General features: G+C 33.0%; 11 protein-coding genes. 1 reads left to right on the top strand and 10 read right to left on the bottom strand.

What is annotated here, in order from left to right:
* Positions 1-2 precede the first annotated feature (2 nt).
* Positions 3-395, top strand: coding sequence for a hypothetical protein (locus tag OD917_RS20405; protein WP_263525242.1), 393 nt, complete (start codon positions 3-5; stop codon positions 393-395).
* Between the two features lie 63 nt (positions 396-458).
* On the opposite strand, the gene OD917_RS20400 is transcribed toward OD917_RS20405, so the two are convergent.
* The 10 genes from OD917_RS20400 to OD917_RS20355 form a co-directional block, all read right to left on the bottom strand.
* Positions 459-1,598: an FAD-dependent oxidoreductase gene (locus OD917_RS20400; RefSeq protein ID WP_263525241.1), complete on the bottom strand. Its 1,140-nt coding sequence runs from the start codon at positions 1,596-1,598 to the stop codon at positions 459-461.
* Between the two features lie 165 nt (positions 1,599-1,763).
* Positions 1,764-2,354: a TetR/AcrR family transcriptional regulator gene (locus tag OD917_RS20395; protein WP_263525240.1), complete on the bottom strand. Its 591-nt coding sequence runs from the start codon at positions 2,352-2,354 to the stop codon at positions 1,764-1,766.
* A gap of 312 nt (positions 2,355-2,666) precedes the next feature.
* Positions 2,667-3,551: a L,D-transpeptidase gene (locus tag OD917_RS20390; RefSeq protein ID WP_263525239.1), complete on the bottom strand. Its 885-nt coding sequence runs from the start codon at positions 3,549-3,551 to the stop codon at positions 2,667-2,669.
* A gap of 112 nt (positions 3,552-3,663) precedes the next feature.
* On the bottom strand, positions 3,664-5,157 hold the full coding sequence (locus OD917_RS20385; RefSeq protein ID WP_263525238.1) for a S41 family peptidase: 1,494 nt from the start codon (positions 5,155-5,157) through the stop codon (positions 3,664-3,666).
* A gap of 39 nt (positions 5,158-5,196) precedes the next feature.
* Positions 5,197-5,781: an NUDIX domain-containing protein gene (locus tag OD917_RS20380; protein WP_263525237.1), complete on the bottom strand. Its 585-nt coding sequence runs from the start codon at positions 5,779-5,781 to the stop codon at positions 5,197-5,199.
* Between the two features lie 56 nt (positions 5,782-5,837).
* A complete protein-coding gene (locus tag OD917_RS20375) occupies positions 5,838-7,109 on the bottom strand; it encodes an adenylosuccinate synthase (RefSeq protein WP_263525236.1) in 1,272 nt (423 codons plus the stop codon).
* A 99-nt stretch (positions 7,110-7,208) separates the two neighbouring features.
* Entirely contained in the window at positions 7,209-7,673 is a 465-nt protein-coding gene (locus OD917_RS20370) for a Fur family transcriptional regulator (protein WP_008462215.1), read from the bottom strand.
* Between the two features lie 88 nt (positions 7,674-7,761).
* Positions 7,762-9,981, bottom strand: coding sequence for a RelA/SpoT family protein (locus OD917_RS20365; protein ID WP_111287557.1), 2,220 nt, complete (start codon positions 9,979-9,981; stop codon positions 7,762-7,764).
* A 156-nt stretch (positions 9,982-10,137) separates the two neighbouring features.
* The gene (locus OD917_RS20360) at positions 10,138-10,926 is read right to left on the bottom strand and encodes a TrmH family RNA methyltransferase (RefSeq protein WP_263525235.1); all 789 of its coding nucleotides are present in this window, start codon (positions 10,924-10,926) and stop codon (positions 10,138-10,140) included.
* 150 nt (positions 10,927-11,076) lie between these two features.
* Entirely contained in the window at positions 11,077-12,006 is a 930-nt protein-coding gene (locus OD917_RS20355; protein ID WP_263525234.1) for a DUF2167 domain-containing protein, read from the bottom strand.
* Positions 12,007-12,020 lie beyond the last annotated feature (14 nt).

Raw genomic sequence — 12,020 nt, 5'->3', positions numbered from 1 at the left:
TAATGAATTTGCAATTCAAGTTAAAAGATGTTCTTGAAGTTGATTTGTATTATGGGTTTTATGATATCTATGTTTTAGGAGGTTTTGATGTTCAGGTTAATGATGATTTTTTTGTTGAAATACTTGATTTAAAAACAAATGAATCGATATTACTGAGAGAGGAAAGTCTTAAAGTTAGAGATTATAAAAACGGAAATAGAGCTGTGAAATTTTTTAGTTTTCAGATAACTGAAAAATCGAAATATAAAATTTCAGTTCATAATTATGAAGATATGGCTGTGTTTTATTCAATGATAGGAAGTAATCCATTTAGTATTTTGAATTTATTGAAAAGGCTTTATGGAATAAAAAGAAAACAGCTTTTTTTAGATGAAATTGAAATATTAATCAATTAACCTATAGAAAAAGGCGTAAGATTTAATTCTTACGCCTTTTTTAATTTTATTATCTCATTTTAATTAGAATCTACTATTTAAAATATCTTCAGTCACAATATCAGAATGTAGTAAATCTTCCATTTTCTTTGTCATGCGCTGTGCTTCTAATGCATAACCGAACATTTTTTTCTCGTAATCGGCGATTGCTTCATCAATGGTTTCAAATTTTGCGTTGGTTAAGTTTTGGGTTAAATGAAAAGCATCAAATAATCCCATATTTACGCCTTCGCCAGCAAATGGAGGCATTAAGTGAGCTGCGTCGCCAACAAGCGTAATGTTTGAATGTTGTTTCCAAGGTTCTTCTAAAGAAAATAAACGCAATGGCAAACCAGAAAATTCAGTCGAAGCAGCAAAGAATTTTTTGTAATCATCGTTCCAGTTTTTAAAAGTTTCATTTAAAAAAGCAATCACTGTTTTATCATCTTCAAAGTTGATTCCGTGATTTGAAATCCAATTTTCATCTGCTTTAAAAGAAACTCCAAAATGAACAGAACCGTCGCGCATAGTGTGGGTATAAAACATTTTGTGTTCGCCCATTGCCATTACATTTCCGTTTCCGTATTTCGGCTTAAATTCAGGATAATCTTGATCAGGATTTACAATTTCTCCCTGAATAATGTAGGTTCCAGAAAGCTGAGGTTCTTGATCGCTTACAAATTTTCTAGCGTTAGATCTTCCTCCATTTGCCACAATAACAAAATCTGCAGTTGTTTTTGTACCGTTTTTAAATTCTAAAACATATTGATTTTCTATTTTTTCGATATTAACTAGTTGACTATCCCAAATAACTGTACCTTCTTTGAGGTTGTCCAACATAATTTTTCTAAGATCATTTCGGTCAATTTCTGGACGCGAAAAAGCATTGGTTTCATCTGGCATTTCATCAGAAGTAATGTTTCCGTCCATATTAGCCATTTTCTCGCCAGTTGGTCGAGCATATTTGTAGAATTCATCCATTAAACCTGCCTTCTGAATCGCAAACTGTCCAGAATCTGAGTGAATATCAAGAGTTCCGCCCGAAGTTCTAGCTTGTGCATTAATGTCTCTTTCGTAAACTGTGACATCAGCACCATTAATTTGAAGAATTCTAGCTGTAGTCAGCCCAACTGGACCGCCGCCAATAATGGCAATTTTTTTATTTTCTATAATTGAAGTTTTCATTTTATTTAAATTAATATTATTGAAATTGCTCTGCCACTTGCACAGAGTGATAAAGTATTGAGAATTTAGAATTTAGAACTTGGAATTTAGTTTTTGGAGTTTGCCTTTAGGTTCCAGGATTGGAATTTGGGATTTGGAATTTGGGATTTGGAATTTGAAATTTATTTAAGGAGTCAACGCTTTTAAAACCAGATTAAAAGCTTCATTTTTAATTTCTTCTTTAAGAACAAAAGATTTTCCAGACATTGATTTTCCGTCTCTGTGAAATTCTAAAAGAGAATAAAGCGAACCGTAAGCAATACTCCAAAAGACTTCATAAGGAACAGAAATAAGTTCTTTTCTTTCAATCGCCGAAAGCATAAACTCAGTCATCATTTGTTTGTATTCTCCTGTCACTTCTTGTATGATTGCATCGCCGTAAGTAGAATGTTTTAAAAGCTCTAAACAAGTCGCTTGAAGTGTAAAATTTAAATTGAAGTAAATACGGTTTTCCCATTGCATTCGCAATCCATCTTTAAAAGTCATTTCAGCAGAAAATCCGTCAAACATTTTGTCGAAGAATTTTTTGCCAATTTCAATTCCGATTTTTTTGATCAAATCCTCTTTGTCTGAATAATAGATATAAAGTGTGGCTACAGAAATGCCACATTCCTTAGCCAAACGGTTCATTCCAAAACCTTCCACACCTTGATTTACAATCATTTCGATTGCTTTTTGCTTTACAATTTCTTCTTTATTAATATCTCTTGTTCTCATAATTCTAACTAATTATGACGCAAAGATATAAATAATAAATGAACGATCGCTTATTTATGCGTATTTTTTTGATATACTAAGGTTCTAAGATGCTGAGGTGCTAAGTTTTTTAGGTTCAGAGGTGCAAAGAGGCAAAGAGACAAAGGTTCAAAAAGTCATGGGTTTGAAAATATGAATTGCCTCCAGCTTTAGCTGGAGGTTTTAAAAAAGGACAAAGAGAAGGACTTTAGCCAAATTTTATATTTAAAAGCAAATAAAAAAAGCTGAAACGATATTATATCATTTCAGCTGATTTTGTATTTGAAGTATATTTTACAAAGTTTTTGTTGGCTCGGCTTCTCTTAAGTTTTGGTTTTCTAAAATTTCTTTTAAAAATGGTTTTACCTCAGTTTCAATTTCAGATACCGGAATATTTAAAGCTTCTGGATCTGAAGCCAATTGAAGCCACGGTTTTGGTCCGTCAAAATTATAACTTCCAAAAACGATTACAGGCGTACCTTTTACTTTTACATTTTCCTTGTCTTTCAGAATCCATTCGTCAGCAAATTTGTAAAGGTATTTAGCGTCTTTTTCTAATAATCGCAAACAAGAATGTGATGCGGGATATCCAGGCAAATCGTATTCATGAAAACCAACGCCGAGTTTATTTTCGATGTTAAAATTCCATTTTAAGTCCCACTCGTCATTAAATGTGCTTGTTGTTTTTTCTGCTTTCCAGTTGGTAAAAAATAATCCCGTCGGCGTAGGATCTTTTTTTCTTCCCATATTAGTTGGTCCTGTTCTAACTAATTCGCCATTTTCGTAAGCCGCAAAAGTTTGGGTCGGATAAGAAAAAAGAATAATTTTTGAAACTTCTTCTAAAGCCGAAACATGAAGCGGAAACGGAAGATAATAAACCAAATCTCCGCTAAAATCTGCTGGAATTACAACAGAATCTAATTTCTTAAAATTAGCTTTATCTGTTCGGTTTAAGGCGTAAACAATATCCATTTTTGAGCTGTCGGCTTCATTAAGCTTCAGCCATTCTTTGGTTTTTTCTACTTGGTAAGAAACGGTTTCTGGTTTTTTATATTCAATTACTTTCTTTTTCTCTTTTTTGTTTTCAGTCAATGTTATCGTATCGGTTTTTTTGCAAGAACCTAATAAGACTAACATTAATAAAAGTAGGGCGTTTGCTGTGTAATATAACTTTTTCATAGGTCGTATTTTTATGAAAATAAAGTTACGATTGTGATAGCTGAAAAGGGTTACATAATTTTTGGAATTGGTTTCGGGATTTTCATTTTGCAGATAATACTAAACAGTGACTTTATTTTTGATCTATCAATTTTATTGTATAAATATACTGAGTATCTCTATTTTGCATAAAATCTTCAAATGTCTGTAAAATTTCATGATCTGGAATTATTCCTCTTCCAAAAATTTGATTTGCTTTTTTGGGAACATCCTGCTCTAGATTTACAATAGAAAACTGCGTTTTGATTTTGGTGTTTGGTAACTCGTATTCAATAGGAGTGTGGCCGTTGTGCCCGTAATATCCACCCATAGTTTCTTCGCCAATTACAATTGCATTTGTGTTTCCAGCCACAAGTGAAGCAAATAAAGATCCAGCTGAAGCAATTCTCGGACTAATGAGCATATAGATTTGCCCTTTGAAACGGTTTTGATTAGGTTGTAATAATGGGTTGAATTTTTCGTCTTGATAATATTTTCCTTTTTCCAATTTTGTAAATTCTTCTATTAATTCATCTTCAAAATCTTTTAGTTCTTCCTGTTGTCTTTTAGCATCGGTTTCTTCGTAAACGAAATAATTGGGAAATGGTATTTTCTGAAAATTTACATAAGCTGAAGCATTTTCACGATAAGCTTTTTTTGTCAAATAAGAGAAAGTCACAATATCGTTAGGATCGGTGCCGCCGCCATTGTTTCTTACATCAACAATCAAGTTCTTTATCTGATTATTTTTGGAAAGATAATTAAAACAGCTATCCAGATATTTTTTGTACGCCAGATGTTCTTTGTGTTTTGCATTTCGACCAATTACAAAAGTATGAATTGAAAGTAGTGCAGTATTATCTGAAATTACTTTAAACGAATATTTCTCCTTTGCACGATTGTATTGTAGACTATCAACGGGAAGCGAATGCCTTTTTTTGAAGTTTTCTTTCCGAATTTCATTTGAAACAGGATAAATAGTTTTGGTCAGTTTTTGAGTTTGATTTGGAAGAGAATATTCCACCAAAAAGCTTTTTTGAGAACCATATTCCATTTGGAAATATTTGGAGAAAGAACTTCCAATTCCAATCGATTTTCCAGTAATGTTATAACCGTCAGTTGTGTAATATTTGTAGAGAGATAAAAGCAGTTTTTGGGTTGCAATGCCATTAATGCTATAAATTTGAGAGCCCAGCGGAATTTCTGAATTTTCAAAATTAAGAATCAATAGATTCTCTATAAGTTTTACAGGATATGGAAAGAAAACATTTCCTGATGAATATTTCTTTTCAAAATCATAAGGAAGTGTTGTGTCATTGTGCAGACTTCCTTCAAAATCGGTTATCTGAAGGATTATTTTGTAGAATTCAATAAGTTCTTTTGGCTCATTAATTTGCGAAAAAGCCCAAGAATAAATACTGTCAATCTGTTGTTTTGTTCTGTATTTATAAAGTCCTGAATTAGCTTTTTCTCTTATTTCTCTAAAGATGGTTAAATCTTTTTTGAGTTTTTCTGCTGGCCATTTTTCGCTTTGTGAAAAAACAAATAATGGCAAAAGTAAAATCAGTACTATTTTAGATTTGAGCATTTTAGATCGTTTTGTTAATCTAAAATACTCAAAAAACTTTTAAATCAATCCTTTTATTTTGGCATGTTGCAATAACATAATCGTTTTAGCATCTGAAATTTCTCCAGATTCGATCATGGAATAAGCTTGATCAAAAGTAAATTCTAAAACCTCAATATTTTCTTGTTCAGCATCCAATCCGCCACCTTCACTAACTTTCATATTTTCGTCGTATTCGCCAACAAAAAGATATAGAATTTCTGTTACAGAACCTGGTGACATATAAGTTTCGATTACTTTTTGCACCTTGCTTAAACGATAGCCAGTTTCTTCTTCTGTTTCTCGAATTATAGCTTGTTCGGCATTGTCTTTATCTAAAAGTCCGGCGCAAACTTCAATCATCATTCCAGATTTATTTCCGTTAAGATAAGTCGGTAAACGAAATTGTCTGGTTAGTATAACTGTTCTTTTAGAAGTATTGTAAAGTAATATTCCAGCGCCATTTCCACGATCGTATACTTCACGAATGTGCGATTCAACAGGCTGATTTTCTTTTTTATAATTAAAAGTTACTTTGTTTAGCAGATACCAATTGTCTGATAATAACTTGGTTTCTGTAATCTCAATTTCAGGATTTTTTCTCATGTCAGTAGTAAATAGTCAAAAAAAAAACGCTCTGAAAATCAGAGCGTTTAAATGTATTATTTTGTTATTGTTTGCTTTCTATCTGGTCCAACCGATACAATTTTGATTGGCACTTCGATTTCTTTTTCAATAAACTCAATATATTCTTTTAGCTCAATTGGCAATTGATCGTAAGTTGTTAATCCAGTTAAATCTTGCTTCCATCCTTTAAACTCTTTGTAAATTGGAGTAACATTTTCTGGCTCAATGTTGTAAGGGAAGTGAGAAATGTTTTGACCTTTGTAGTTGTATTCAGTACAAACTTTTAAAGTTTCAAAACCAGAAAGAACATCACCTTTCATCATCATTAACTGAGTAACTCCGTTAACTTGAACTGCATATTTTAAAGCAACAAGGTCTAACCATCCGCAACGTCTTTGTCTTCCTGTTACAGAACCAAATTCGTTACCCACTTTTGCCATTGTAGCACCAACTTCGTCAAAAAGTTCAGTAGGGAAAGGTCCGCTACCAACACGTGTAACGTAAGCTTTAAAAATTCCGTAAACTTCTTTGATTTTGTTAGGAGCAATTCCTAAACCTGTACAAGCTCCAGCAGCAGTAGTGTTTGATGAAGTTACGAAAGGATAAGTTCCGAAATCAACATCTAGTAAAGATCCTTGAGCACCTTCGCAAAGAATAGATTTTCCAGCTTTTTGAGCTTGATGCATGTATTCTTCACTATCAATGAAATCTAATTTTTTTAATTCTTCAATAGCTTCGAAGAATTCTTTTTCTAATTCAGCTAAATTATATTGAATAGCAACATCATGAAAAGCAATCATTGCTTCATGTTTGTCAGCTAAAGCTCTGTAACGCTCTTTGAAATCTTCTAATTCGATATCTCCAACACGTAAACCATTTCTACCGGTTTTGTCCATGTAAGTTGGTCCAATTCCTTTAAGAGTAGAACCAATTTTTGCTTTTCCTTTAGAAGCTTCAGAAGCTGCGTCAAGCAAACGGTGAGTTGGTAAAATTAAGTGTGCTTTTCTAGAAATAATTAATTTACTTTTGATATCAAGGTTGAATTTCTCCAAACCTTCAATTTCTTTTTGGAAAACTACAGGGTCAATTACAACTCCATTTCCGATGATATTTACTGAGTTTTTATGAAAAATTCCAGAAGGAATCGTTCTTAGTACGTGTTTAATTCCGTCAAATTCTAGTGTATGTCCTGCATTTGGTCCTCCTTGGAAACGTGCAATAATATCGTAATTTGAGGTAAGTACGTCAACAATTTTTCCTTTACCTTCATCTCCCCATTGTAATCCTAGTAATAAATCTACGGTCATTCTGTTTTAATTTGCGTTGAGGCAATCTAAGTTGCCCTACTGATTATGTAGTTAATTTTCTTTTTTTTATTTTTTTTTGAAAAGTCTAATTTGAAAAGACTATGAATTTGAGTTTTGCTTTTTGTTTCCGTAGAAATAAAGCGAGTGATTTGTAATTTCAATATCAAAAATTTCTTCAATAGTCTTTTTGATGGTTTGAATTCTTGGATCGCAAAATTCGATTACCTCACCAGAATCTGTCATAATGATGTGATCGTGCTGTTTATCAAAATATGATTTTTCGTAGTAAGCCTGATTTTGTCCAAATTGATGTTTTCTAACCAAAGCGCAGTCCAACAATAACTCAATCGTGTTGTATAAAGTAGCTCTACTTACACGATAGTTTTTGTTTTTCATTTTGATATAAAGGTTTTCTATATCAAAATGCTCTTCGCTATCGTAAATTTCCTGAAGTATAGCATAACGCTCAGGAGTTTTGCGATGCCCTTTTTGTTCAAGATATAGTGTAAAAACATTTTTTACAATTTCTTGATTCTTAGTGTTGTCAGTTGAAATAAGTGTCATATCCGGCAAAGATAATTTTTTATTTTTAATGAATAAAAGTTTCGGGTTTAAAGTTTCGTTACAAAATTCTTATAGTTTCCCTAAAAAGTTAGGTTCTATACTCTCTGGTAACCTTGTCGACCCCATCAATTTTTTTAATTGCGCTAATCATTTTTTTCAAAATCGTATTGTTTTTAACAATTACGGCAACTTGTCCGTGGAAAATTCCAGCGTCTGTACTAAGCGAAATACTTTGAATATTTACGCTCATATTGTTTGAAATTACTTTTGTCAATTGGTTGGTAAGTCCTAAAACATCCATTCCTGTAATATTGATAATGGCTTTGAATTCCTCTTGTGAAGAATCAATCCATTTGGCACTCATAATTCTATAAGCATAATTAGACTGCATTCCAATTGCGTTCGGACAATCTTTTTTGTGCACTTTTATTCCTTCGTTAATGGTAACAAAACCAAAAACATCGTCCCCTGGAATTGGGTTACAGCATTGTGAAAGCTTATAATCTAGTTTGTCATGTTCTGTTCCAAAAACCAGCATGTCATAATTGCTGCTAATGACTGGTTTGTGAATATCTTCGTCTGCGGTATCTTTTGTTCGTTTAATTTTATTTTTAAAGAAATTAATAAACGAATTGCTTTTCTGCGCCGCAAAATCTTTTAATTGCTGATTTTCAATCGCACCAATTCCAACTCTATAAAATAAATCTAAACTTGTTTTTAGTTTAAAGAAGTTAACTAACTCGTTTGTTACCTGTTCATTGAACGTAACTTTTAAATGTTTTAATTTTCTAACAAGTAATTCTTTTCCTTCTTCTGCAATTTTTTTAGTGTTCTCGTTAAGAACGTTTTTAATTTTATTTTTAGCTCTCGAAGTTGTTACGTATTCTAACCAGTTTACTGTTGGTTTTTGGTTTGGAGAAGTAATAACTTCGACCTGGTCACCGCTTTTTAGTTCGTAATTTAATGGAACTAAACGGCCATTAACACGAGTTCCGCGAGTTTTAATTCCGATTTCAGAGTGAATACTAAAAGCAAAATCAAGAGAAGTGGCGCCTTTTGGCAGCGATTTGATTTCTCCTTTTGGTGTAAAGATGAAGATTTCTTTTGAATACAAATTCATTTTGAAATCTTCCACAAAATCAACCGCGTTAGTTTCTGGATTTTCTAGTGCTTCACGAAGTAAATTCAACCAAACATCTAAACCACTTTCTTCGCTTGCGCCATTTTTGTATTTGTAATGTGCTGCATAACCTTTTTCTGCAATTTCGTCCATACGTTCGCTTCGAACTTGAACTTCAACCCAGCGTCCTTTTGGGCCCATTACGGTGATGTGAAGTGCTTCATAACCAGTTGATTTTGGTGATGAAATCCAATCACGCAAACGGCTCGGACTCGGTCTGTAATGATCCGTTACGATCGAATAAATTTTCCAAGCTATGAATTTTTCTTCCTGTGGAGAAGCTTTGTAAACAATTCTAAGCGCGAATTTGTCATACACTTCATCAAAAGTTACGTTTTGAGCACGCATTTTTCGACGAATAGAATAAATCGATTTTGGTCGACCTTTTATGATATAATCTACGCCTTCGTTATCTAAAGATTTTTTCAAAACATCCGAAATATCTTTGATATAAGCATCTTGCTCTTCTTTAGTTTCACGAATTTTACTTACGATATCATCGTAAACTGCTGGTTCAGTATATTTTAATCCTAAATCTTCTAGTTTAGTTTTAATGTTATAAAGTCCCAAACGGTGAGCTAGAGGAGCATAAATGTATAAAGTTTCAGATGCGATTTTAGTTTGTTTGTATTCCGCCATCGAATCCATTGTCTGCATGTTATGCAAACGATCGGCCAATTTGATTAAAATTACACGGACATCGTCGTTCAATGTCAGAATCATTTTTCTGAAATTCTCCGCTTGCATTGAAGCATTTAAGTCTTTTTGAACCAATGAAATCTTAGTAAGTCCTTCAACTAATTGAGCTACTTTCGGATTAAACAAACGTTCAATATCTTCAACGGTAATTGGAGTATCTTCAACAACATCGTGAAGTAAGGCCGCAGCGATAGAGGTCGCTCCCAGACCAATTTCTGAGGCAACAATTTTTGCAACTGCAATAGGATGAAAGATATACGCCTCACCAGATTTTCTTCTCTGTTCTTTGTGCGCATCTACGGCAACATCAAAAGCTTTTCGAATTAATTTTTTGTCGGTTGGGCTTAAAGTTTGGTAACTTATTCGTAGTAATTCTTTGTATTCCTGCGCAATAGCTTTGTTTTCTTTTTCTATATCTATTTCTGTCATAACGGCATAGTTCAAGTACTAAAAATAAGAATTAGTTTGAACATACGCAAGGCTTTGCCATTGTAGATTTTATAGTGCAGATTTTAGATTTTTGCAGGAATAAATTCCAAAAAGAGCGAAGCGATTTTTAGAAAATCTAAAATCTAAAATCTAAAATTAGAACCCTCTTTGTCTTTTAGCCTCAAAAATTAAAATAGCGGCTGCAACAGAAACATTCATACTGTCAATTTCGCCTTGCATTGGAATAATAATGTTTTGAGTTGCATTATCACGCCATTCTTGCGTTAAACCTGTTGCTTCTGTACCAACAACCAAAGCAGTTGGAGAGGTGAAGTTTTGAGTGTGATAGGAAGTTGAATTTTGTAAAGTAGCGCTATAGAAATTGATCTTTTTTTCTTTCAAAAAAGCAATAATTTCTGTAGTTGTTCCAGTTGCAATTTGGTTGGTAAATAAACATCCAACGCTTGAACGAACAATATTCGGATTGTATAAATCGCTTTTCGGATTGGCGATTAAAACAGCATCTAACTTGGCAGCATCTGCAGTTCGTAAAACAGCACCAATATTCCCTGGTTTTTCTAAAGATTCTACCACTAAAATCAACGGGTTTTCGGATAATTTTAAATCAGATAATTTTAAGGATTTGCTTTTAGCTACAGCTAAAATTCCTTCTGTCGTATCGCGATAAGCCAATTTTTGGTAAACTTCTTTGTTGATTTCTATAATCTGAAATGGATTTTTAATTAGTCTATTGATTTCAGATTCAGAAACTAATTCAGGTAAAAATAAAACCGTTTCGATTTCGTAACCTCCTTTTATAGCTAATGAAATTTCTCTTAAACCTTCAATCAAAAATGTTCCAGTTTGTTTTCTGGCTTTGGATTTTTCCTGGAGTAAAACCAAAGATTTGATAAACGGATTTTGAATTGAAGTGATTTGTTTCATTTTTTTAAGGCTCAAAGTTGCAGAGGGGCAAAGGTACAGAGTTTTTTTCTTCCTGCAAGCCATAAAAATAACCACGAATTCACGAATTATTTTTTTCTGCTAAATAGTGAAAAAAATATTAAAAATTTGTGAATTCGTGGCTAACTAAAATTATTCCTCAGTAGAATTATTTTCTTCTAAAAGAGCTGTTTCTTCAGCAGGTTTTGTAACTACTTGGTCTTTGTTTCCAAAAAGAAATTTCTTTATTGCTGCAAAAGCCGCTACAATTCCGATTACAATAAACTTTCCGAATTTTGCCAAAATAGCAAAGAAACCAACTTTAGCCAATACTTTTCCTGCAACTAATCCGCCAATAGTCCATGCGGCAACGGTGTCTGTATCAGCGTCAAAATCTAAGTATTTATTTCCTTCATCAAACTCAACACTTTTGATGATTCCTGGAATACTTGCTTTTACTTCTGCTAATTGATTTACACCAGCAACAGCAGAAATATTATACATTCCTTTTCTTCCTAAAACCCTTAAATCGTAATTTAAAGTGTGTTCTTTATCTTGACCGAATTGTAATTCTTTTGCCCAATGAAGCACTTTTAAATTGTTGTCATAGAATGGAGTAGAAGCCCACCCGATCAATTGAACCTCAGGATAACCCGCCTTTTTTCTTTCTTCGTTTTCTGTCGCTACATCTTCCTTCATGGTTTTCAGAAGATCTGTATAATCGATATCATCTGCATCATCATCTTTTACATAACCATCTCCTTGATAGCTAATTACAAACATCCAGCTATCAGCATGAGTAACGCCTTTTCCATCTGGAACAAGTGATCCTAGAATCGATTTGTCTTCGGGATTTCCCCATAAATTGCTCAGTACATTTTGGGTTTGTTCTCCATTTAAAAATTTAAATCCTTTAGGAACATTCAAAGTTCCGTTGCCTTCAGTAAGTGTAATTTTTCCTGTTTCGTAGTTAAAAGATTTTTCAATTTTATCATAATAAGCTCTGAGAGTATCAGGTTCTTGGGCGATCATTTTGGTAATTGAAATCGTCCATAGTAAAAGAAATAATAAAGGTTTTTTCATTTTGGGTTGGTTGG

Origin of the sequence: Flavobacterium sp. SH_e, assembly GCF_025717045.1 — a bacterium.
Classification (GTDB): Bacteria; Bacteroidota; Bacteroidia; order Flavobacteriales; family Flavobacteriaceae; genus Flavobacterium.
This window is presented reverse-complemented; position numbering and strand designations above follow the sequence as displayed.

Excerpts from the sequence above, each read along its gene's own strand:
- OD917_RS20390 (WP_263525239.1), bottom strand. The coding sequence starts at position 3,551 with ATGAAAAAGTTATATTACACAGCAAACGCCCTACTTTTATTAATGTTA.
- OD917_RS20360 (WP_263525235.1), bottom strand. The coding sequence starts at position 10,926 with ATGAAACAAATCACTTCAATTCAAAATCCGTTTATCAAATCTTTGGTT.
- OD917_RS20380 (WP_263525237.1), bottom strand. The coding sequence starts at position 5,781 with ATGAGAAAAAATCCTGAAATTGAGATTACAGAAACCAAGTTATTATCA.
- OD917_RS20395 (WP_263525240.1), bottom strand. The coding sequence starts at position 2,354 with ATGAGAACAAGAGATATTAATAAAGAAGAAATTGTAAAGCAAAAAGCA.
- OD917_RS20365 (WP_111287557.1), bottom strand. The coding sequence starts at position 9,981 with ATGACAGAAATAGATATAGAAAAAGAAAACAAAGCTATTGCGCAGGAA.
- OD917_RS20375 (WP_263525236.1), bottom strand. The coding sequence starts at position 7,109 with ATGACCGTAGATTTATTACTAGGATTACAATGGGGAGATGAAGGTAAA.
- OD917_RS20355 (WP_263525234.1), bottom strand. The coding sequence starts at position 12,006 with ATGAAAAAACCTTTATTATTTCTTTTACTATGGACGATTTCAATTACC.
- OD917_RS20370 (WP_008462215.1), bottom strand. The coding sequence starts at position 7,673 with ATGACACTTATTTCAACTGACAACACTAAGAATCAAGAAATTGTAAAA.
- OD917_RS20385 (WP_263525238.1), bottom strand. The coding sequence starts at position 5,157 with ATGCTCAAATCTAAAATAGTACTGATTTTACTTTTGCCATTATTTGTT.
- OD917_RS20405 (WP_263525242.1), top strand. The coding sequence starts at position 3 with ATGAATTTGCAATTCAAGTTAAAAGATGTTCTTGAAGTTGATTTGTAT.
- OD917_RS20400 (WP_263525241.1), bottom strand. The coding sequence starts at position 1,598 with ATGAAAACTTCAATTATAGAAAATAAAAAAATTGCCATTATTGGCGGC.